Origin of the sequence: Oceanibaculum sp., from assembly GCF_022449305.1 — a bacterium.
In the GTDB taxonomy this organism is placed as follows: domain Bacteria; phylum Pseudomonadota; class Alphaproteobacteria; order Oceanibaculales; family Oceanibaculaceae; genus Oceanibaculum; species Oceanibaculum indicum.
In genome coordinates this window covers 1-20,506 of the sequence record NZ_JAKUSO010000063.1, presented here as the reverse complement: position 1 = coordinate 20,506, position 20,506 = coordinate 1, and the positions used below count along the sequence as shown (strand labels likewise).

Below are 20,506 nucleotides of genomic sequence, written 5' to 3'. Positions count from 1 at the left end.
ACGACGCAGCTGAAGAACCAGGACCCGCTGAATCCGATGGATACGCATGAATTCACCAATCAGCTGGTGATGTTCAGCGGCGTCGAACAGCAGATCAAGCAGAACCAGAACCTGGAATCGCTGATTGCCCTGCAGGTGGTCGGCGAGCAGGCCTCGGCGATGACCTACATCGGCAAGTATGTGACGGCAGAAAGCCAGATCGCGGCCCTGCAGGAAGGCGAGGCGAACTGGACCTACGTCCTGCCGGAAGGGGCGATCAGCAACACGCTGCGGATCGTCGACTCCGAGGGCAATGTGGTCCGTACGATGGAAGGCGAGTACGAGGCTGGCAGGCACGACTTCACCTGGGACGGCAAGGACGATGCCGGCAACCCGCTGCCTGACGGTGCCTATGCGCTGCGGGTCAGCGCGCTGGATCGTGACGGCAAGGCCGTCAGCGCGGCCATCGGCATGACCTCGCGCGTCACCGGCATCTCCAAGGATCCTGACGGTCTGGGCCCGGTCCTGTCGCTGGGAGACGGCCTGAACATCCTGCTGGACAAGGTGATTTCAGTGAAGGAGTCGGCCGTCTGAGACGGCAGCCGGAAGAGTTTTCGAGCAGAGCATGAGCATGGACGGCCGGAAACCGTCCCTTGAGAGAAGGAGCAGAAGCAAATGAGCGTTCTTGGTGGTCTCTATTCGGGTATCTCGGCGTTGAGCGCCCAGTCCCGCAATTTCGGCATCATTTCCGACAACATCGCCAACGTGAACACGATTGGCTACAAGGAGGTCGAGGGGCGGTTCTCCAACTTCGTCACCTCGAAGAGCGTGGCGCGTAATTTCTCGCCCGGTGGCGTGACGCTGCGGCCGTTCTATGACCCGCAGAAGCAGGGCCTGCTGCAGACGTCGGACAGCAAGACCGACATCTCGATCACCGGCAACGGCTTCTTCGTGGTGAACAAGGCGGCAAGTTCGGCCAACAATTCCGACAGCTTCCTGTTCACCCGCGCCGGTGATTTCACGGCGGACAAGGACGGCAACCTGGTCAATTCCGGCGGCTACTACCTGCAGGGCTGGCTGCTGAATTCGGATGGCACCATCGTCAATTCCACCAGCCAGGACCAGCTGACCAGCCTGCAGACGGTGAATGTCGCCGGCTTCTCCTCGGTCGGCCAGCCGACGCAGAATGTGGCGATCACCGCCAACCTGCCAGCCGGTCAGGACAACGCCGCAGTGACGCCGCATCAATCGACCAACCTGTCGATCTTCGACTCGCTGGGCGCGCGGCAGACGCTGACCTTCCAGTGGGACAAGACGGCCAACGCCAACGAATGGACGCTGACGGCCGGTATCACCGACAGCACCGGCACCTTCAACGCCATCGCCGGCGCCACCGCGACCGTGCAGTTCTCCGGCGCTGGCGGCCTTACCGGCCCGCTCAGCACCGATGCCTTCACGGCGGTGGGTGCGGCCTTCACGCTGAACGCGGATGGCACGCTGGACATCACCATCCCGCAGGCCGACCTCGATGTCTCCGGCGCTGAGCTGCCGGACGATCTGCCCTTGACCCTGGACTTCGGCACGCCGGGCCAGGCGGATGGTCTGACCCAGTTCTCCGGTGGCTATGAGCTGAAGCTGGCCAACCAGGACGGCAGCGCGCCGTCCGGCCTGGATCAGGTCATTATCGACGAGAACGGCCTGGTGACAGGTGTGTTCGCCAACGGTCAGACCCGCGCGATCTACCAGATTCCGACCGCCACCTTCCCGGCGCAGGCGCGTCTGGACCGCGATAACGGCAACGCCTTCACCATCACCTCGAACTCCGGTGACGTGGTGCTGAACCGGCCCGGTGTTGGCGCCCACGGCCAGTTGCGTCCGGAAACGTTGGAAAGTTCCACCGCCGATACGGCCGAGGAATTCGCCGACCTGATCATCGCCCAGCGTGCCTATTCGGCCGCGACCCGCATCGTCACCACCGGCGACGAGATGCTGGACGAAGCGATCCGTATGAAGCGGTAACCGCCGTCAGGAACGCTCTGCTCCTCCGGAACCCCCGGCCATCAGGCCGGGGGTTTTCCGTTTGCCTCAAGCCATTTGCGGAAGTCGGCCTCCGGCACCGGGCGGGAGATGTGGTAGCCTTGCGCGATATCACAGCCCAATTGGCGCATTTCTTTCAGCACCTGTTCATTCTCGATCCCCTCGGCGACGATCTTCAGCTCCAGCTCATGTGCCATCCCTATCGTCGCCTGGACGATGTGGCGCTGCTTCGTGTCGGTGGCGATATCGACGCAAAAGCTACGGTCCAGCTTCAACGTTGCAGCCGGTAGATGGCGCAGGCAGGCAAGCGAGGAGTAGCCGGTACCGAAATCGTCTATGGCGATCTTGCATCCCATGCCGGTGAGCCGTTCGAGGAGCGGAATGACGGTCATGTAGGAGTGCATGACCGCGCTTTCCGTCACTTCAAGGATGAGGCGCGACGGGGCGACCTGAAAATCCCGCAGCAGCTGCTCGATCTCGTTCACCATGCGGGGATTGTCGAGATCACGGGCCGACAGGTTGATGCTGATCGCTTGGCCGATACCAGCTTCCTGCCAGATTTTAAGCTGACGGATGGCTGTTCGCGCAACCCAGAGGGTCAGCGGCGATATCATGCCGGTCGCTTCCGCAAGCGAGATGAACTCGCCCGGCGGGATCATGCCGCGTGTCGGGTGGCACCAGCGCAGCAGCGCCTCGGTGCCGACACACTGACCGTTGCCAAGGTCGATCATCGGTTGGTAATGCAGCATGAACTGCGCAGTCCGCGGGGCCGCGCGCAGATCGGACAGCAGGAGCAGGCGGTTGCGGAAGTTCTCGCTCGTGGCTGGTTCGAAGACGAAATTGTCGAGATCGCGCGCAACGGCGATTTCCGCCGCCTGCGATACGGCACGCAGCAGTTCGACAGCGGTTTGTCCATGGTCCGGGTATAGGGCAATGCCGATATGGGCGTCGACGGCCACCGGGATGCCCTCCAGAATGACCGGACGGCGGACGTCTTCCAGCAGTGCGTCGGCTGTGGCCTGTGCCTGCTCTACAGTCTCTGCCTCAATGATCGTCGCCAGCCGGCTTGGATTGATGTTGTAGATACCATTCTTGCCTGCTGCCGTGCTTTCCAAGCGCGTTGCAAGCAGCTGCATAAGATGCTCACCCTGATCGTAACCCAGTGTAGAGATGATTTCCTCGGTCTTGGTCAGGCGAACTTTCAGGATGGCAAGCATGGTGGCGGCCTGCGGCCTGCGGTCGATCTGGTCCGTCAACCGGTCGAGGAGGGCGGCGCGGTTCGGCAGGCCGGTGGTCGGGCTATGGAGGGCGAAATCCCGGAAGTTCTCCATATGCCGGGCAAATTGCCGGCTTATCAGTCCGGCAAGCCCGCCAATCAGCAGGAAGCCGCCGCCACGAATCAGCCAGTTGACCGTGTCCTGCGCGGTGCCCGCGTTGGCATCGAGCGGCATGAGTGGCCCGCAAACGAGCCCGGCCAGCAGGGCCACGGCGATGCCGCCGCCTGGTCCCGACAGGAAGGCGGCCGATACGATGGGAATATAATAGAGATGCGGCGTGGCGCTCTGTGTGCCGCCCGCCAGATAGACAATCAGAGTGATCACGACCAAAAGGCACAGCACTATGGCGGCGGAAAAGAGCGGGTGATCCGCCAGCCTACCTATCCCTGTCTTGACGTATGTCCGTCTTCCTGCGGATTGTGCCAGGTTGATGCTCATTTCCTCATCCTGGGGTCACTGCATCAGTGCGTTCCTCCTAACAATATATAACAGAATGATTTTCACAATTAATAGGAAGTGCGGCCCGCTTGCCTGCCCTGCGCTTGACGCTTGCCAGAGGGGGGTGTGAGTTTGTTCGATTTCCGTCCCGACTGGCACAGTGCCGCTTTGCTGGCGATTGTGATTCTGCTGGTGTTGCTGCGGTTCCGCTTCTTGAAGAGCGCCTATTTCCGGGACCGTCCTATGATCGGCTATGCGCTGGCGGGCGGGCTGGCGCTGCTGGCCGTCCTCCTGATGATGCATCAGGGTGTCTGATTATTCCGTTATCGGAATGAAAGTCACGTCCGAAACGGCAAATGCGGTTTCGCCAGCTGGGCGATAGGGACTTACTTCTTCTTGCCGAGGCTGATGCGACTTTCCTGCCCGCGCAGCAGGCGGACGATGTTGCTGCGGTGGCGCAGCCAGACCAGGAAGGCGATGAACAGCGCCAGCTGCATGCGCTGCGGGTCGGCCAGATACCAGGCATAGAGCGGTGCCAGCGCCAGCGCCGCCAGCGCGGCCAGCGAGGAATAGCGGAACAGCGCCGCCACCGCCAGCCATGTCGCACAGGCCAGCAGGCCAACCGGCCAGGCGATAGCGATCAGGATACCCAGCGCCGTCGCCACGCCCTTGCCGCCATTGAATTTCAGCCAGATCGGGAAGCAATGCCCCAGCATGGCGCCGGCGGCTGCCAGCACCGCCATGTCCGGCCCCCAGATGCCAGCAATAAGCAACGCCACGGCGCCCTTCGCCCCATCCAGCAGCAGCGTGGCGGCGGCCAGCTTCCTGCTGCCGGTGCGTAGCACGTTGGTGGCGCCGATATTGCCGGAACCGACCTTGCGGATATCGCCCAGCCCGGCCAGCTTTGTCAGCACCAGCCCGAACGGGATGGAGCCCAGCAGATAGCCGAACAGAGCCGCCGCGTAGAACGGCCAGGTATAGGAGAGATCGCCCAAAGGGTCCGGCATGGCAGTTGCCTCAGGCGTCCAGCTCGAAGATCGTCTTGCCGTTCACCATGGTGCGCAGGGCGCGGCCCTGTACCGGCAGCGTATCGAACGGGCTGTTTTTCGATTTCGAGCGGAATTTCGCGGCCTCAATGCGCCAGGGCCGGTCAAGATCGACCAGCGCCAGGTCAGCCGGCCAGCCTTCCTGCAACTGACCCAGCTTCAGCCCCAGGATCGAAGCCGGCTTGCAGGTGAGCGCTGCGAGCACGGCCATCAGCTCCATCTTGTTCTGGTGGACGGGGGCGAGGGTCAGCGCCAGCAGCGTCTCCAGCCCCACCGCACCGGCCTCCGCCTGGGCGAAGGGCAGGCGCTTGGAATCCTGGTCGTGCGGGCTGTGGTCGCTGGCAATCGCGTCGATGGTGCCATCGGCGATGCCGTCCAGTACGGCCTGTCGGTCCGCCTCGCTGCGCAGCGGCGGCGACAGTTTCGCGAAAGTGCGATAATCGCCGACAGCGGTCTCGTTCAGCGTGAAATAGGGCGGGGCGGTGTCACAGGTGACCTTCAGCCCGCGCGCCTTGGCCTTGCGGATCGCCTCAATGGCCGCGGCAGTCGAGACATGGGCGAAATGCAGTCGGCTGCCGGTCAGCTCGAGCAGGCGCAGGTCGCGCTCCACCATGATGGTCTCGGCGGCGGCCGGTATGCCGGGCAGGCCCAGGCGCGTCGCCCATTCGCTTTCATTCATGCCGGCCTCGTTGGTGAGGCTGGGTTCTTCCGGGTGCTGCACGATCAGCTGGCCGAAAGTCCGGGCGTAGGACAGCGCCAGCCGCATGACCTGCGCGCTGGCTATTGCCTTCACCCCATCGCTGAAGCCGACCGCGCCGACGCCGGTCAGCAGGCCCATCTCGGTCAGTTCCTTGCCCTGCAGCCCGCGCGTCGCGGCGGCGTAGGGGAAGATCTTCACCAGGCCGATCTTGCGCGCCTCGCGGGCGATGAATTCCACCAGCGACTGGTCGTCGATCACCGGCTGGGTGTTGGGCAGCATGGCCAGGCTGGTGATGCCGCCGGCCGCCGCCGCATGGGCGGCGCTGGTCAGGTTCTCCTTGTGCTCCTCGCCGGGCTCGCGGATCTGCACGCGCATATCGACCAGCCCCGGCATCAGCACCTTGCCGCCGCAATCGATCACCTGGTCAGCGGTCGCGCCATCCAGCGTGCCGAAGCCGGCGATGGCCTCGCCCTCGACCAGCAGGTCGCCGGGCCGGTCCAGCCGGCTGGCCGGGTCGATCAGCCGGGCGTTCTTGAACAGGATGCGCTTGCTCATTTAAGGCCAGTCCCCGATTTCGGGCTGTTCGGCTTGTTGGCCAGGAAGGCGGCGTGGTTCTGCGCCAGCACGTCCAGGCAGGCCATGCGGACCGCCACGCCCATCTCCACCTGCTGGTGGATCAGCGAGCGGTCGATATCGTCGGCCACGTCGGTATCGATCTCCACACCGCGATTCATTGGCCCCGGATGCATGATGAGGGCATCCGGCTTGGCGAGGCCCAGCTTCTCGTAATCCAGCCCGAAGAAATGGAAATATTCCCGCTGCGAGGGGACATAGGCGCTCTTCATCCGCTCGGTCTGCAGGCGCAGCATCATCACGATGTCGCAGCCGGCCAGCCCCTCGCGCATGTCGTGGAACACCTCCACACCCAGCCGGTCGATGGCGGTAGGCAGCAGCGTCGGCGGCGCGATCACGCGCACGCGCGCGCCCATGGTGGTCAGCAGATGAATGTTGGAGCGTGCGACGCGGCTGTGCGCGACATCGCCGCAGATGGCGACCTGCAGCCCGTCGATCCTGCCCTTGCGGCGGCGGATGGTCAGCGCGTCCAGCAGCGCCTGTGTCGGGTGCTCATGGCTGCCGTCGCCGGCATTGATGACGGCGCAGTTCACCTTCTCCGACAGCAGCTTCACCGCCCCCGATTCGCCATGGCGGATGACCAGCACGTCGCAATGCATGGCGTTCAGCGTCATGGCCGTGTCGATCAGTGTCTCGCCCTTCTTCACCGAGGAGGAGGCGACCGACATGTTGATGACATCGCCGCCCAGTCGCTTGCCGGCCAGCTCGAAGCTGGTGCGGGTGCGCGTCGAATTCTCGAAGAACAGGTTGATCAGCGTGCGGCCGCGCAGGATAGCGGATTTCTTCTCCGGCCGGCGGCTCTGCTCGACATAGGAATCGGCGAGGTCCAGGAGACCGGCGATCTCCGGCGGGTGGAGCCCTTCGATGCCCAGCAAATGGCGGTAGCGGTAGAAGGCGCAGGGTTCGGCAGGGGCATCTGTATCGGCGGTCATGAGCCGGGACTATAGGCAGAGCGCAGGCCCGCCGCAAGCGGCGCTTTCCGATGCCGCGCCCCGAAAATCCGCAATGCCGGGAACCCTCGTAAAACGGTAACCGTTCTGCTGTATCAGCCCGCTTCCAGGGGCTTTCTCGCAGGTGCTACCGTGCTGCTGAACACCATCATCATCGACGATTTCTACACCAACGCGCTGGAGGTCCGCGCACAGGCGCTCTCCATGACCTACCCGAAGCCGGAAGGGACCGTGTTCTACCCCGGCAAGAATTCGCGGGAATCGATGCTGCCGCCGGAAACCGACCGGATGTTCAGCCAGATCCTGCATGAGCCGGTCGTCGGCAACCGCCGCATGGCGCATGGCCGGTGCCGCATCGCGCTGGCCGGCGACCCGCGCCCGGCGGAAATCCATGTCGATCCGAACTGCGTGTGGGCCGGCATCGTCTATCTCACCCTGCCGGAACATTGCCAGGGCGGGACGGAGTTCTACCGGCACAAGGAATTCGGCACCGAGCGCGCGCCGGTCAGCGACGAGGAGGCACAGCGCGTCTATGGGATGCCGACGCGCCAGACAGCGGTGGACACGATCATCGGGCGGGACGGCAACGACCTGTCGAAATGGGAGAAGATCCTGACGCTGCCGATGCGCTTCAACCGCTGCGTCCTGTTCCGCCCCTTCCTGTGGCACACCAGCGGCATCGAATTCGGCACCACGCCGGAGAATGGCCGGCTGATCCAGCTGCTGTTCTTCCAGCCTGCGCCGAAGAAATAGGGCTCACACGCCGGCGGCGACGCCCTCGATCTCGATCAGGAAGTCCGGGGTGACGAGGCCCGCCACGATCATCAGGGTGGAGGCGATCTGGGCATCGCCCAGCACGCGCTTGCGCACGGCGCGGTAGGCCGGCACATCTTCCTGCCGGGTCATCAGAATGGTGACCTTCACCAGATCGTCCAGGCTCATGCCGGCGGCTTCCAGGCAGGCGACGAGGTTCTTCAGCGCCTGCTCGCACTGCGCCTCGAAGCCTTGCAGCAGGGTGCCGTCCGGCGTCACGCCGACCTGGCCGGAGATATGCAGCCAGCGCGGACGGTCGCGCACCTCAACCATCTGCACATAGCTGCCGACCGGGGCCGGAACACTCTTCGGATTGTGCTTCACCAGCATGACGGCTCTCCTCGGTCGTGTGGGTTAAACCCCGCCCTTCTCGCGCAGGGCGGCGATATCCTCCGCCTTCATATTCAGCATATCCGACAGGATGTCGTCGGTATGCTGGCCCAGCAACGGCGGCGGCAGCCGGTAGGTCGCGGGCGTGCCCGACAGCTTCAGCGGATAGGCCAGCATCGTCACCGGGTCGGGTGACAGCGGATGGTCCATCTGCACGGTCAGGTCGCGCGCCTTCACCTGCGGGTCCTCGAACACCTGGTCGATGCGGTTCACCGGGCTGCACGGCACGTTGCAGCGCTCCAGCCCGTCCACCCAGTAAGAGACCGGCTGGGTGGCGGTGACCGCCTGGATCAGCGGGATCAGTTCTTCTCGGTTGCGGATACGGTCCGGGTTGGTCAGGAAGCGCGGGTCGCTCGCAAGATGGTTGACCTGGGCAAAGTCACAGAAGCGCTGGTACTGCCCGTCATTGCCGCAGGCCAGGATGATGTAGCCGTCCGAAGCCTTGAACACCTGATAGGGCACGATGTTGGGGTGCGCGTTGCCGCGCCGCACCGGCACCTGGCCGGAGACCAGATAGTTGGTTGCCTCGTTCACCAGCCAGGAGACCTGGGTGTCCAGCAGGCAGGCATCGATATGCTGGCCCTCGCCGGTAGCGTCGCGGTGGCGCAGCGCTGCCAGGATGGCGACGGCGGAATGCATGCCGCACATCAGGTCGGCGATGCCGACACCGACCTTCACCGGTTCGCCCTCGACCTCGCCGGTGATCGACATGATGCCGCCCAGCCCCTGCGCCACGAAATCGTAGCCGGCGCGCTCCGCATAGGGGCCGGTCTGGCCGAAGCCGGTGACCGAGCAATAGACCAGGCGCGGGAATTCCTTTTTCAGGCTGGCATAATCCAGCCCGTATTTGGCGAGGCCTCCGGTCTTGTAATTCTCCACCAGCACGTCGCACTGGGCGATCAGCTTCTTCGCCAGCGCCTGCCCCTCGGGCTTCGAGATATCCAGCGTCACCGACCGCTTGTTGCGGTTGGCGCACAGGTAATAGGCACTCTCCGTGGTGTCGTTGCCCTCGGCATCCTTGATGTAGGGCGGGCCCCATTTGCGCGTGTCGTCGCCCTGTCCCGGCCGCTCGATCTTGATGATGTCGGCGCCAAGGTCGCCCAGCAGCTGCATGGCGCTGGGGCCGGCCAGGATGCGGGTCAGGTCGAAGACGCGGATGCCGGCCAAGGGACCGGGGATCGGACCGGGGGTCGCGCCGGGAGTAGGGGTGCTCATGGAATGCCGCCGGATGTTTGGGTCGATTACAGGTCCGCGACGGTGGCCGAACCGGAAGGGGGCGTCAAGCCTACAGCAGCGCCATGACGATGAGGGGCAGGGTTGCGGCGGCAGCGATCACCTGCACGGTCAGGATGCCGGCCATCAGCTGATGGTCGCCGCCCAGCTGCCGGGCGAGGATGTAGGAGGAAGCCGCCGCCGGAGCCGCGCTGAACAGGATCGTCACCTTGGCGGTCACCCCCTCGACCCCGAAGGCAAGGCAGGCCAGCGCCGCCAGCAGCGGCAGGCCCAGCAGCTTCAGCAGGGTGGCCAGTACGATGCCGGTGCGGCCGGCCTTCAGCGCGCTGAAATTCAGCCCTGCACCAACGCAGAGCAGGCCGAGCGGCAGGGCGGCCTTGCCGATGATGTCCAGCGTCGGGCCGATCACCGGCGGCAGCCCGATGCCCAGCGCGTTCAGCACCAGCCCGGCGCAGACCGACAGGATGATCGGGTTGCTGGCCAGCGCCTTCGCCAGCGCGCGCGGCCCCGGGTCGGCAGTGCCGATCAGCCGCGTCAGCAGCACCACGCAAAGCACGTTCACGAACGGCACGACCACGCCGATGGCGATGGCGACCAGCGTGTTGCCGGCGGCACCGTAGAGCCCGCCTGCGGCGGCCAGCGCGACATAAATGTTCGGCCGGATCGTGCCCTGCAGGATGGAGGTGAAGCCCGGCGTGTCGATGGGGATGCGCTCGCGCATCACCAGCAGGCCGCCGATCATAAGCAGGATCGGCGCGGTCAGCGCGGCGGCCATCGGCACCACCTGCAGATCGCCGATGCTGGCGGTCGCGGTGCGGGTCAGCAGCATGGCCGGGAACAGGATGAAGTAGGTCAGCCGCTCCGCCGCGTCCCAGAAGCCGTTGGTGAGGCCAAGATGCGCCATCAGCCCGCGCCGCAGCAGCGCGCCGAGCAGGATGATCAGGAAGATGGGGCCAAGGGCCGGCAGGACGGAAGACATGGGATGACGGCTTAACGTGCCTGCCGCGCCGCGTCCAGTGCGCCTTGCAGGATGTAGGCGGCGGCCATCTTGTCCACCAGCTCGCCGCGCCGCTTGCGGGTCATGTCGGCGTCGATCATCAGCCGGGTAACGGCGGCGGTGGACAGGCGTTCGTCCCAGAAGCCATAGGGCAGGCCCAGCGGCTCGATGTTGCGGGCGAACTGCCGGGTGGACTGGCAGCGCGTCCCCTCGGTGCCGTCCATGCTGACCGGCAGGCCGATCACCAGCGCGCCGACCTCGCGTTCCTTGACGATCTTCCGCAGCGCCTCGATATCTTTCATCAGCTTGGTGCGGGCGATGGTTTCCAGCGGCGTGGCGATGGCCTGGCTGAAGTCGGAAATCGCCAGGCCGATGGTGGTGGAGCCGACATCCAGCCCCAGCAGCCGCTGGCGCGGTTTCAGCCCGGCGATCAGACGGGCGATGGCCGTTCCCGGCGTTTCCGGAATTGGGGTGTCGGGGTTGCGGTGCGTCATGCCCGGTGCTACTTTCCGCCGCGTTTCATGAATCCCTGAATCCTGCGGCTTTCCGCCGTTTCCGCGAGGAAGACTTACAGCATGTCGATGGACAAGGCCACCGTCGCGAATGTCGCCCGCCTGGCGCGCATTAAACTCAACGAGGAAGAGCTGGACCTCTATACCAAGGAGCTGTCCGGCATCCTGGACTGGATCGAGCAATTGCAGGCCGTGAATACCGACGGCGTCGAGCCGATGAGCAGCGTCGTCGAGCGGCTGCTGCCCGAGCGCGAGGACGCCGTGACGGACGGCAACATCCAGGAGGATGTGCTGGCGAACGCGCCGGAAGCGGCGCATGGCTATTACGTGGTGCCGAAGGTGGTCGAATAATGGCGTCTCTTACCGGACTGACGATGGCGGAGGCACTGGACGGCCTCGCCAAGAAGGATTTCTCCAGCGCTGAGCTGACCGGCGCCTATGTGAAGGCGATGGAGCAGGCGCGCCACCTGAACGCCTATATCGTGGAGACGCCGGAACAGGCGCTCGACATGGCGAAGGCGTCCGACGCGCGGCGCGCCAAGGGCGATGCCGGCGCCATGGACGGGCTGCCGCTTGGCATCAAGGATCTGTATTGCACCAGGGGCGTGCAGACCACGGCGGGCAGCCACATTCTGGAAGGCTTCACGCCGACCTATGAATCGACTGTCACGCAGAAGCTGTGGGACGCCGGTGCGGTCATGCTGGGCAAGCTGAATCTGGACGAGTTCGCCATGGGCTCGGCCAACATCACCAGCCATTTCGGCAATGTGGAAAGCCCCTGGCGCAAGCCGGGCGACAACCGCCCGCTGGTGCCCGGCGGCTCCTCGGGCGGCTCGGCGGCTGCCGTGGCCGCGCATGCCGCCATCGCCGCGACCGGCACGGATACCGGCGGCTCGATCCGCCAGCCGGCTTCCTTCACCGGCATCGTCGGGCTGAAGCCGACCTATGGCCGCTGCTCGCGCTGGGGCATCGTCGCCTTCGCCTCCTCGCTGGATCAGGCCGGGCCGATGACCCGCAGCGTCACCGACGCGGCGGTCATGCTGGGCGTCATGGCGGGGCATGATCCGAAGGATTCCACCTCGGTCGATATCGCCGTGCCGAATTACCGCGCTGCGCTGGAAGGCTCGGTGAAGGGGCTGCGTGTCGGCATCCCGAAGGAGTATCGCGTCGAGGGCATGCCGGCCGAGATCGAGCAGCAGTGGCAGCAGGGCATCGACTGGCTGAAGGCGGCGGGCATGGAGCCGGTCGAGGTCAGCCTGCCGCACACCAAGCACGCGTTGCCGACCTACTACATCATCGCGCCGGCGGAGGCGTCGTCCAACCTGGCGCGCTATGACGGCGTGCGCTACGGGCTGCGCGTCGCGGGCGACACGCTGGACGGTCTCTATGAGAACAGCCGCGCCGCCGGCTTCGGAGCGGAGGTGAAGCGCCGCGTGCTGATCGGCACCTATGTGCTGTCGGCGGGATATTACGACGCCTATTACCTGAAGGCGCAGAAGATCCGCACGCTGATCGCCGAGGATTTCCGCAAGGCCTACCAGCAGTGCGACGTCATCCTGACGCCGACCTCGCCCTCGGCGGCCTTCGCCATCGGCGAGAAGATGGACGATCCGGTCGCCATGTACATGCAGGACGTGTTCACCGTGCCGGCGAACCTGGCCGGTATTCCGGGCCTCTCTGTACCGTCGGGCGTTTCCACCGACGGGCTGCCGCTGGGGCTGCAGGTGCTGGGCAAGGCCTTCGACGAGGAGACGGTGCTGAAGGTCGGACGGGTGATCGAGAAGGCTGCCGCGTTCGGCGCGAAGCCGGCCTTCCTGGCGGGAGAATAAGAGCATGAGCGGATTGCTGATCGAGGGACGCACGGGCACCTGGGAGGTCGTCATCGGCCTGGAAGTGCACGCGCAGGTCACCTCCAACGCCAAGCTGTTCTCCGGTGCCTCGGCGGCCTTCGGCGCGGAGCCGAACAGCCAGGTCAGCCTCGTCGATGCGGCGATGCCGGGCATGCTGCCGGTCATCAACAAGGTCTGCGTCGATCAGGCGATCAAGACCGGCCTCGGCCTGAATGCGGCGATCAACCGGACCAGCGTGTTCGCCCGCAAGAACTACTTCTATGCCGACCTGCCGCAGGGCTATCAGATCTCGCAATACGAGAAGCCGATCGTCGGCGAGGGCATCGTGCTGGTTGACCTGCCGGACGGCACGACCCGGGAAATCGGCATCGAGCGGCTGCATCTGGAGCAGGATGCCGGCAAGAGCCTGCACGACCAGCATCCGAGCAAGAGCTACATCGACCTGAACCGCTCCGGCGTGGCGCTGATGGAGATCGTCTCCAAGCCGGATCTGCGCTCGGGCGACGAGGCGGCGGCCTATCTCACCAAGCTGCGTGCCATCCTGCGCTATCTCGGCACCTGCGACGGCAACATGGAGGAAGGCTCCATGCGCTGCGACGCCAACGTGTCGGTGCGCAAGGCCGGCGATCCCTTCGGCACGCGCTGCGAAATCAAGAATGTGAACTCGATCCGCTTCGTGAAGCAGGCCATCGAGTATGAGGCGCGCCGCCAGGTCGAGGTGATCGAGGAGGGCGGCATCATCGATCAGGAAACCCGCCTGTTCGATTCGCGCCAGGGGGTGACCCGCTCCATGCGCTCCAAGGAACATGCGCATGATTACCGCTATTTCCCCGATCCCGACCTGCTGCCGCTGGTTCTGACCGAGGAGCGGATCGCGGCGATCAAGGCCAGCCTGCCGGAACTGCCGGATGCGAAGAAGCAGCGCTTCATGCAGGATTACGGCCTGTCGGCCTATGATGCCGGCGTGCTGGTGGCGGAGCAGGAAACCTCCGGCTTCTACGAGAAGGTCGTCACATCCAGCGGCGACGCCAAGCTGGCAGCCAACTGGGTCATCACCGAACTGTTCGGCCAGCTGAACACTGCCGGCAAGGACATCGCCGACAGCCCGGTCTCGGCCGATTCGCTGGGCAAGATGATCGCCCGCATCAAGGACGGCACGATCTCCGGCCGCATCGCCAAGGACGTGTTCGCCGAAATGTTCGAGACCGGCAAGGATGCCGATGCGATCATCGAGGAGAAGGGGCTGAAGCAGGTCTCCGACACCGGCGCCATCGAGAAGGTGATCGACGAGGTGCTGGCCGCCAACCAGGACAAGGTGGCGGAATACAAGTCGGGCAAGGACAAGCTGTTCGGCTTCTTCGTCGGCCAGGTGATGAAGGCCAGCCAGGGTAAGGCCAATCCGGGGATGGTGAACGAGCTGCTGAAAAGCAAGCTGGCCTGACGGCCATGTCCGCCACTGCCCTGAAGTTCGCGGTCTTCGACTGCGACGGCACGCTGGTTGACAGCCAGCATCACATTGTGGCGGCGGCGCAGGCCGCGTTCGCCCGCCACGATCTGCCGCCCCCGCCGGCGGAGCTGGTGCGCACTGGTATCGGCCTGCCGCTGCGCCAGGCGCTGGCGCGGCTGGCCCCGGATGGCGATGACGCGCTGCATGACGGGCTGACCGAGGCCTACAGGTCAGTCTTCTTCGAAATGCGCCACCGGCCCGACCATTGGGAACCGCTCTATCCCGGCGTCGTTGAAACACTGGACAGGCTGGCCGCCGCTGGCTGGCTGCTGGGCATCGCCACCGGCAAGGCAAAGCGCGGCCTGCTTGCGGTACTGGACATGCACGGGCTGCGCGACCGCTTCGTGGTGCTGCGCACCGCCGATGACGGGCCGGGCAAACCGCACCCTTTCATGCTGACCTCCGCCATGTCGGAAATCGGCGTGGAAGCGGCGGATACGGTGATGATCGGCGATACCAGCTACGATATCGAGATGGCACGGGCGGCCGGCACTCTGGCCGTTGGCGTGTCCTGGGGGTACCATTCGGCGGAGATGCTGCAGGCCGCCGGGGCGCACCATCTGGTGCATGACTATCCAGCACTGGCCGCCACCCTGCTAAACCGGGAGGACTGACCATGCGCCTGAAGACCATCGCCAAGATCGTCGGCGTCCTGCTCATCGCACTGGTTGTCGCGGTGGTTGTCGTCGTCAAATCCATCGATTCCGAGGATGTGAAGCGGCAGATCGCGGAGCAGGTTTCGGCTTCCACCGGACGGACGCTCGCCATTGCCGGCGACCTCGATGTCGGCATCTCGCTGACGCCGGTACTGGGTGCCAAATCGGTGACCTTCTCCAACGCCGAATGGGGTAGCCGTCCGGAGATGGCGCGCATCGGCGAACTGCAGGTTTCGGTGGCGTTGCTGCCGCTCATCAGCGGCCAGGTCGATATCCGCGAGCTGGTTGTGCGCGACGCCGACATCCTGCTGGAGACCAACCGGCAGGGGCGTGGCAACTGGCAGTTCGGCGAGGCGAAGCCGGCCGGCCAGAGTGGCGCGCAGTCGGGTGAGACGGGCGGCGGCGGGGCAGATATCGCCTTCCGCGACTTGACCATCGAGCGCAGCGTGCTGGTGCTGAAAGATGCCGCCGCCGGCACTGAACAGAAGCTGACGGTGAACCGCCTGGCGCTCGAACCGTCGGGCAATCTCAACAAGCTCGATCTCGATATCCAGTATCAGGAAATGGCGGCGGCGCTGTCCGGCACGGTCGGCAGCATCGACGCGCTGACGACGGGTCGTCCGGTTCCCATCGATCTGGAAGGCCGCGCGCTCGGCATCGACCTGGCACTCTCCGGGACGGCGGCGGCCAGTGCTACCGGGCCGTTCAACCTCTCGCTCTCCGCCAGCGGCAAGGATTTCTCAGGACTGAAGCCGGTCGCAGGCGATCTGCCGCAACTCGGTGCCTTCGATCTGAAGGCGCAGGTCTCGGGCGACGGCAAGGCGCTGAAGCTGGAGCCGCTGTCGCTGAAGCTGGGCCGCACTGATCTGGCTGGCGGCCTGTCGGTGAAGCTGGGCGGTACCCGGCCCGCGCTTACCGGGTCGCTCGCCAGCGATGCGCTCGACCTGGCGCCTTTCATCGGTGGTGATGAGGGCGCTTCTGCAAGTGCTGCGCCCGTTGCCGGCGGCGATGGCCGCGTCATTCCGAACGATCCTCTGCCGCTGGACGCGCTGAAATCGTTCGACGCCACTCTCGACTACAAGGCGGCGAAGGTGCTGCTGAAGAATGGCGAGATGACCGACCTGTCGGCGAAGCTGTCTCTGGCCAATGGCGACCTGAACCTGAAGCCGCTGGTGCTGACCGCCTTCGGCGGCAAGATCGAGCAGAATTTGCGGCTGAATGCCGCCGGCCAGACGCCGCAGCTGACCGTCGAGGGCAAGGTCGAGAAGCTGGATATGGGCGCGCTGCTGAAAGCCGCCGCCGACAGCGACATGCTGACGGCCAACACCGATGCCAGCTGGCAGCTGGCTGGACGTGGGGCAAGCCCACGCGCCATCGCCGCCAGCCTGGACGGTCAGATCCGCAATATCCTGCAGGACGGCACGGTCAACAGTAAGTATTTCGAGCTTATTGCCGCCGATCTGGTGCCGAAGCTGCTGCCCGGCAACACGGCGCAGGAAGCCAACCTGAACTGCATCGTCACCCGCATCGATATTGCCAAGGGCGTGGCCACCAACCGCGTCATGCTGATGGATACCAGCCGTGTCACCATCGTCGGCACCGGCACGGCCAATCTGGGGACGGAACAGCTGGACATGAAGCTAACGCCCTCGCCGAAGGATAAGAGCCTCATCAGCCTGGCGACGCCGATCCTGATCAGCGGCAGCTTCGCCAACCCCAGCTTCTCGCCGGACCCGGTGGCGCTGGCGACCGGCGTCGCCGGTGCCGTGGCCGGCACCATGGTGAACCCGCTGGGCCTGCTGGTGCCGTTCCTGTCCTCCGGCAGTGGCGAGAGCCCCTGTGCGCAGGCCATCGCCAATCTGGACAATCCGGACGCTGGCAAGAGCGGCAGTAGCGGTGGTACTCAGCAGCAGGACCAACAGCAGCAGCCGGGTAGCATCCCCGGCCTGTTCAAGAATCTGCTCGGCCGATAGGAGAGGGGTCTTTGAAGCGTTTCTACAAGCAGGCCGGCATCGCCTCGGCGGTGGACGGCCATCGCGTCACGCTGGATGGCAAGCCGATCCGCACGCCGGCCAAGGCGGAGATGGTACTGCCGACGGCGGCACTGGCCGAGGCGATTGCCGCCGAATGGCAGGCGCAGGCCGAGGAGATCAGGCCGGCCGACATGCCACTGACGCAGCTTGCCGCGACCGCCATCGACCGAGTCTCCAAGGAACGCGCGGCGGTGATCGAGGAATTGGTCGGCTATGCCGAGACCGACCTGCTCTGCTATCACGCGGAGGAGCCGGAGGATCTGGTGGCCCGGCAGGTGGCGACCTGGCAGCCGCTGCTGGACTGGGCGAACGAGACCTTCGAGGCACCGTTCCAGGTGACCGCCGGCATCATGCCGGCGCGCCAGCCGGAACCGGCACTGATCGGTGTGCGCCGGGCGCTGGACGCCCTGTCCGACCTGGAGCTGACAGCGCTGGCCAGCCTCACGGCGTCCTGCGGCTCGCTGATCGTGGCGCTGGCGGTACGGCATGGCCGGATTTCCGCGGAGGAGGCGTTTTCGACCTCGCAGCTCGACGAGACTTTCCAGATCGAGCAATGGGGCGAGGATGAGGAGGCGCGCAAGCGCCGCGCGCTGCTGATGCGCGATATCGAGGCGGCAACGCTCTTCCTGTCGCTGTGCCGCCTGAGTTAGACAAAGCCATCCGGGGATAGCCATGCAGGAGCAGGCAGTCAGTCTGTCGATTCAGGGCCGGGTCCAGGGGGTCTGGTACCGCGCCTGGACGGTGCGCGAGGCGCAGGCGCTGGGCCTGCGCGGCTGGGTACGCAATCGCCGGGATGGCTCGGTGGAGGCGGTGCTGGTCGGGCCGGCCTCGGCCGTCGAGGCGATGATCGAAGCCTGCCGGAAGGGCCCGCCTGCCGCCCGCGTGGATGAGGTCATCGTGACCGAGACTGCCCCGACCGATGTCGGCACCGGCTTCGAGCAGCTGCCGACGGCGTAGGAACCGCATGGATATCCAGCCCCTTCTCGCAGCACCCTCGCAACGCCTCTGGCAGGAACGCCAGGCCTGGTTCCAGCGCCGGCTGGATGACGCGCTGGGGGATGAGGATACGGCTATCGGCGCGCCCATACCCATAGGCGCGCAGGCGGAGGCGCTGCTGATCGACCTGCAGCTTTCCTTCTGCGCCGGCGCCTGGGCGGCCGCCATCATCCTGGCGCAGACCGTGCTGGACGCCGACCTTGCCGACCGCGAGCTGGCGGGGGAGGAGACCGGGATCGCGCTGAACGATATCCGCTTCGGGCGCGATTATGTGTGGCTGCGCAACCGGCGTAACGATCTGGTGCATGAGGAAGGGCGGACGGCGCTGACTGTCCGCGACCAGATACAGGACCGCCAGCACCTCGAAGCCGAGGCGCGGCGGGCCGTGGAGCTGTTGTTTAAAGCCCTGAAGGGGTAACCGGGAAGGCTTAGGCGAGTTCGAAGATCGCCTCGACCTCGGTCGCCACATTGCGCGGCAGCACATTGGCGCCGACCGCGAAGCGGGCATGACGGTCGGCATCGCCGAAGACCTGCACCATCAGGTCCGACGCACCGTTGATGACTTCCGGCTGGTCGGTGAAAGAGGCCTCACAGGCCACGAAGCCGCCCAGCTTCACCACGCGGGCGATGCGGTCGAGATCGCCGCCGGCGGCCTGGCGGGCCTGGGCGATAAGGTTCAGCGCGCACAGCCGGGCGGACTGCTGGCCCTGCTCGACGGTGATGTCGGTGCCGACCTTGCCCTTGAACTTGATATCGCCGTTCAGGACCGGGATCTGGCCGGAGACGAAGATCATGTTGCCGCTGACCACATAGGGCACGTAGTTGGCCGCAGGTGCTGCGGCGGCAGGCAGTTCGATGCCGAGTTCCTTCAGGCGGGCGTCGATACGTCCGGACATGGCAAATCCTCGTTCGTTTCTGTCGTCAGGAATCAGTGGCGACGGCTGCCGTCACTGTTCGTTGCGAAGGGCACCATAATCCCTCTGGCCGCGGGCTTCCAGCGTGCTGGCGACGGTCTGCTTCACCGCGTCCAGCCGCAGCTTGCGGCGCTGTGCCTGCCGTTCCTTCTTGGCCGCACGGTGGCGGACAACGAAGATCAGCGACAGCTTGTAGCCGACCAGGCCAAAAAAGATTACATAGGGGATGCAGCCGACCAGCATTGACTGGCCCCAGCTTGTCATCATGTCGGCGAAGCCCAGCACCGAATCCCACCAGCTGGTCGCCGTTGCAGCGGCTTCACTCTCATACTGCTGGGCGAACTGGTCATAGCCGGTGTTGTGCCCGTCGCGGCCGAGCAGGAATTCGCCAGTCACATAGAACAGGTAATAGGACGGCACCAGCGTCGCCACATTGGTGATCCATGTCCAGGCCGCCGAGACGATCAGGCTGAACTCCCACTTGAAGCGGCGGGCGATCAGCCAGGTCAGGAAGACGGTGAACATCTGCGCGCCGACCAGCGGCGTGAAGGCCCAGGCAAGACCGACGCCGACCGCGCGCGCGGTATATTCCGGCGGGTGCTGGGAACCGACGCGCTTCATCGGCACGACGAGCTTCATGCGCGCCGTCCGCATAAATCGGGTCAACCAGCCTTGTTTGCGTCCCTTGGCCAGGACACGCCTCCATACCCCAATGCGGGAAGGGTTTTCCTCGGTTCCTGCTTCTAAAATAGGGGAAGCATGGCCCCGCGCAATGGCGGATTCGGATGCTGCTGCGCAATATAATTCCGTTATGCGGAAAATGGCTTGAAAATCAAATCGCTGCGAAAAAAGCCGGGCAACGAAAAAGGGGGCCGCCATTCTGGCGGCCCCCATCCAGTGACGACAGAGGAGGCAATAAGGGGCTGCTGCGTCGCCGGAAATTCGTCCCCGCGCCTTACGAGCAGCCGGTGGTGCCGCCGCAGGTGTCGCACTTCAGGCAGGTGCCGTTGCGCACCAGCGTGAAGTTGCCGCATTCCGGGCAGCTGTCGCCTTCATAGCCCTTCATGCGCGCCTCGCGGATCTTGTCGAACTTGGCGTCCACCGCCTCGATCACTTCCTGGCTGACCGACACCGCCGCCGTGGTTCGCGTGGTGGTCGTGGCGAGGCCATGATCGTGGCCATGCGCATGATGGTCGTGTCCGTGGGCGTGATAGCCGTTGGTGCCGTTGGCCTTGGCGGTTTCCGTCAGGCCGCCGGTGAACACGACGAGGTTGTTGCGCACGAAGCCGCGGCTGGTCACCCGCTCGACGGCGGCAAGCGCCTCGTCCTCCGCGCGGGTCGCATCGCCGGTGCCGCGCCCCACCGTATCCGGCGCCAGATCGGCCGGCTCGGCATGGGCAAGGTCGGTGCGGCCCAGATAGCTGACCGCCAGTTCCCGGAAGATATAGTCCAGGATGGAAGTCGCCATCTTGATTGCGTCATTGCCCTCGACCATGCCCGACGGCTCGAACCGGGTGAAGGTGAAGGCATCTACATACTCGTCCA

Annotated in this window: 22 protein-coding genes and 1 pseudogene; 12 read left to right on the top strand and 11 right to left on the bottom strand. The window is 65.2% G+C overall.

Features of this window, described 5'->3' with window-relative positions; genetic code table 11:
* Together MK313_RS15270 and MK313_RS15265 are read left to right on the top strand one after the other, a co-directional pair.
* Positions 1 to 573: flagellar hook assembly protein FlgD (locus MK313_RS15270; protein ID WP_287782672.1), on the top strand; the 573-nt coding region annotated here is incomplete at its 5' end.
* A gap of 81 nt (positions 574 to 654) precedes the next feature.
* On the top strand, positions 655 to 1,998 hold the full coding sequence (locus MK313_RS15265; protein ID WP_287782670.1) for a flagellar hook protein FlgE: 1,344 nt from the start codon (positions 655 to 657) through the stop codon (positions 1,996 to 1,998).
* A 41-nt stretch (positions 1,999 to 2,039) separates the two neighbouring features.
* On the opposite strand, the gene MK313_RS15260 is transcribed toward MK313_RS15265, so the two are convergent.
* Positions 2,040 to 3,731: a putative bifunctional diguanylate cyclase/phosphodiesterase gene (locus tag MK313_RS15260; RefSeq protein ID WP_287782668.1), complete on the bottom strand. Its 1,692-nt coding sequence runs from the start codon at positions 3,729 to 3,731 to the stop codon at positions 2,040 to 2,042.
* Positions 3,732 to 3,857: 126 nt separating this feature from the next.
* On the opposite strand from MK313_RS15260, the gene MK313_RS15255 reads away from it, so the two are divergent.
* Positions 3,858 to 4,046: a hypothetical protein gene (locus tag MK313_RS15255; protein WP_121218849.1), complete on the top strand. Its 189-nt coding sequence runs from the start codon at positions 3,858 to 3,860 to the stop codon at positions 4,044 to 4,046.
* A gap of 71 nt (positions 4,047 to 4,117) precedes the next feature.
* On the opposite strand, the gene plsY is transcribed toward MK313_RS15255, so the two are convergent.
* Genes plsY through MK313_RS15240 form a run of 3 tightly spaced genes read right to left on the bottom strand, consistent with a single transcriptional unit; the run spans position 4,118 to position 7,042 of the window.
* Entirely contained in the window at positions 4,118 to 4,726 is a 609-nt protein-coding gene (gene plsY / locus MK313_RS15250) for a glycerol-3-phosphate 1-O-acyltransferase PlsY (protein ID WP_407669830.1), read from the bottom strand.
* Between the two features lie 22 nt (positions 4,727 to 4,748).
* The gene (locus tag MK313_RS15245) at positions 4,749 to 6,032 is read right to left on the bottom strand and encodes a dihydroorotase (RefSeq protein ID WP_287782665.1); all 1,284 of its coding nucleotides are present in this window, start codon (positions 6,030 to 6,032) and stop codon (positions 4,749 to 4,751) included.
* Positions 6,029 to 7,042, bottom strand: coding sequence for an aspartate carbamoyltransferase catalytic subunit (locus tag MK313_RS15240; protein WP_287782663.1), 1,014 nt, complete (start codon positions 7,040 to 7,042; stop codon positions 6,029 to 6,031). The genes MK313_RS15245 and MK313_RS15240 overlap by 4 nt, the downstream gene beginning before the upstream one ends.
* Before the next feature lie 150 nt (positions 7,043 to 7,192).
* Between MK313_RS15240 and MK313_RS15235 the strand changes: the two genes are divergently transcribed.
* Entirely contained in the window at positions 7,193 to 7,813 is a 621-nt protein-coding gene (locus MK313_RS15235; protein ID WP_287782661.1) for a DUF6445 family protein, read from the top strand.
* A gap of 3 nt (positions 7,814 to 7,816) precedes the next feature.
* On the opposite strand, the gene MK313_RS15230 is transcribed toward MK313_RS15235, so the two are convergent.
* From MK313_RS15230 to ruvX, 4 genes are all read right to left on the bottom strand, one after another.
* Entirely contained in the window at positions 7,817 to 8,203 is a 387-nt protein-coding gene (locus MK313_RS15230) for a RidA family protein (protein ID WP_008945972.1), read from the bottom strand.
* Between the two features lie 24 nt (positions 8,204 to 8,227).
* Positions 8,228 to 9,478: a CaiB/BaiF CoA transferase family protein gene (locus tag MK313_RS15225; RefSeq protein ID WP_287782659.1), complete on the bottom strand. Its 1,251-nt coding sequence runs from the start codon at positions 9,476 to 9,478 to the stop codon at positions 8,228 to 8,230.
* Positions 9,479 to 9,548: 70 nt separating this feature from the next.
* Positions 9,549 to 10,475 (bottom strand): AEC family transporter, encoded by a 927-nt coding sequence (locus tag MK313_RS15220; RefSeq protein WP_008945974.1) that lies wholly within the window; start codon positions 10,473 to 10,475, stop codon positions 9,549 to 9,551.
* 11 nt (positions 10,476 to 10,486) lie between these two features.
* Positions 10,487 to 10,987 carry a Holliday junction resolvase RuvX gene (gene ruvX / locus MK313_RS15215; protein WP_287782656.1) on the bottom strand — a complete coding sequence of 167 codons (501 nt, stop codon included), beginning with the start codon at positions 10,985 to 10,987 and terminating at the stop codon, positions 10,487 to 10,489.
* Between the two features lie 81 nt (positions 10,988 to 11,068).
* Between ruvX and gatC the strand changes: the two genes are divergently transcribed.
* The 8 genes from gatC to MK313_RS15175 are packed head-to-tail and all read left to right on the top strand — an operon-like array spanning position 11,069 to position 18,465.
* Positions 11,069 to 11,356 carry an Asp-tRNA(Asn)/Glu-tRNA(Gln) amidotransferase subunit GatC gene (gene gatC / locus MK313_RS15210; protein WP_008945976.1) on the top strand — a complete coding sequence of 96 codons (288 nt, stop codon included), beginning with the start codon at positions 11,069 to 11,071 and terminating at the stop codon, positions 11,354 to 11,356.
* Positions 11,356 to 12,834, top strand: coding sequence for an Asp-tRNA(Asn)/Glu-tRNA(Gln) amidotransferase subunit GatA (gene gatA / locus MK313_RS15205; protein WP_287782654.1), 1,479 nt, complete (start codon positions 11,356 to 11,358; stop codon positions 12,832 to 12,834). Before gatC ends, gatA begins: the two co-directional genes overlap by 1 nt.
* Before the next feature lie 4 nt (positions 12,835 to 12,838).
* Positions 12,839 to 14,296 carry an Asp-tRNA(Asn)/Glu-tRNA(Gln) amidotransferase subunit GatB gene (gene gatB / locus MK313_RS15200; protein ID WP_287782652.1) on the top strand — a complete coding sequence of 486 codons (1,458 nt, stop codon included), beginning with the start codon at positions 12,839 to 12,841 and terminating at the stop codon, positions 14,294 to 14,296.
* A 5-nt stretch (positions 14,297 to 14,301) separates the two neighbouring features.
* Complete coding sequence (locus MK313_RS15195; RefSeq protein ID WP_287782650.1) at positions 14,302 to 14,976, top strand: HAD-IA family hydrolase; 675 nt, start codon at positions 14,302 to 14,304, stop codon at positions 14,974 to 14,976.
* A gap of 2 nt (positions 14,977 to 14,978) precedes the next feature.
* The gene (locus tag MK313_RS15190) at positions 14,979 to 16,991 is read left to right on the top strand and encodes an AsmA family protein (protein WP_287782648.1); all 2,013 of its coding nucleotides are present in this window, start codon (positions 14,979 to 14,981) and stop codon (positions 16,989 to 16,991) included.
* Between the two features lie 11 nt (positions 16,992 to 17,002).
* Positions 17,003 to 17,701, top strand: a complete 699-nt coding sequence (locus MK313_RS15185; RefSeq protein WP_287782646.1) for an ATP12 family chaperone protein — start codon at positions 17,003 to 17,005, stop codon at positions 17,699 to 17,701.
* A 22-nt stretch (positions 17,702 to 17,723) separates the two neighbouring features.
* Positions 17,724 to 18,008, top strand: a complete 285-nt coding sequence (locus tag MK313_RS15180) for an acylphosphatase (protein WP_287782644.1) — start codon at positions 17,724 to 17,726, stop codon at positions 18,006 to 18,008.
* 7 nt (positions 18,009 to 18,015) lie between these two features.
* Positions 18,016 to 18,465, top strand: coding sequence for a hypothetical protein (locus MK313_RS15175; protein ID WP_287782642.1), 450 nt, complete (start codon positions 18,016 to 18,018; stop codon positions 18,463 to 18,465).
* A 10-nt stretch (positions 18,466 to 18,475) separates the two neighbouring features.
* On the opposite strand, the gene MK313_RS15170 is transcribed toward MK313_RS15175, so the two are convergent.
* From MK313_RS15170 to MK313_RS15160, 3 genes and pseudogenes are all read right to left on the bottom strand, one after another.
* Positions 18,476 to 18,943, bottom strand: a complete 468-nt coding sequence (locus tag MK313_RS15170) for a RidA family protein (RefSeq protein WP_287782640.1) — start codon at positions 18,941 to 18,943, stop codon at positions 18,476 to 18,478.
* A 51-nt stretch (positions 18,944 to 18,994) separates the two neighbouring features.
* The gene (locus MK313_RS15165) at positions 18,995 to 19,600 is read right to left on the bottom strand and encodes a DUF2062 domain-containing protein (RefSeq protein WP_183077897.1); all 606 of its coding nucleotides are present in this window, start codon (positions 19,598 to 19,600) and stop codon (positions 18,995 to 18,997) included.
* A 316-nt stretch (positions 19,601 to 19,916) separates the two neighbouring features.
* A pseudogene (locus MK313_RS15160) lies at positions 19,917 to 20,506 on the bottom strand (vitamin B12-dependent ribonucleotide reductase); the annotation flags it as partial.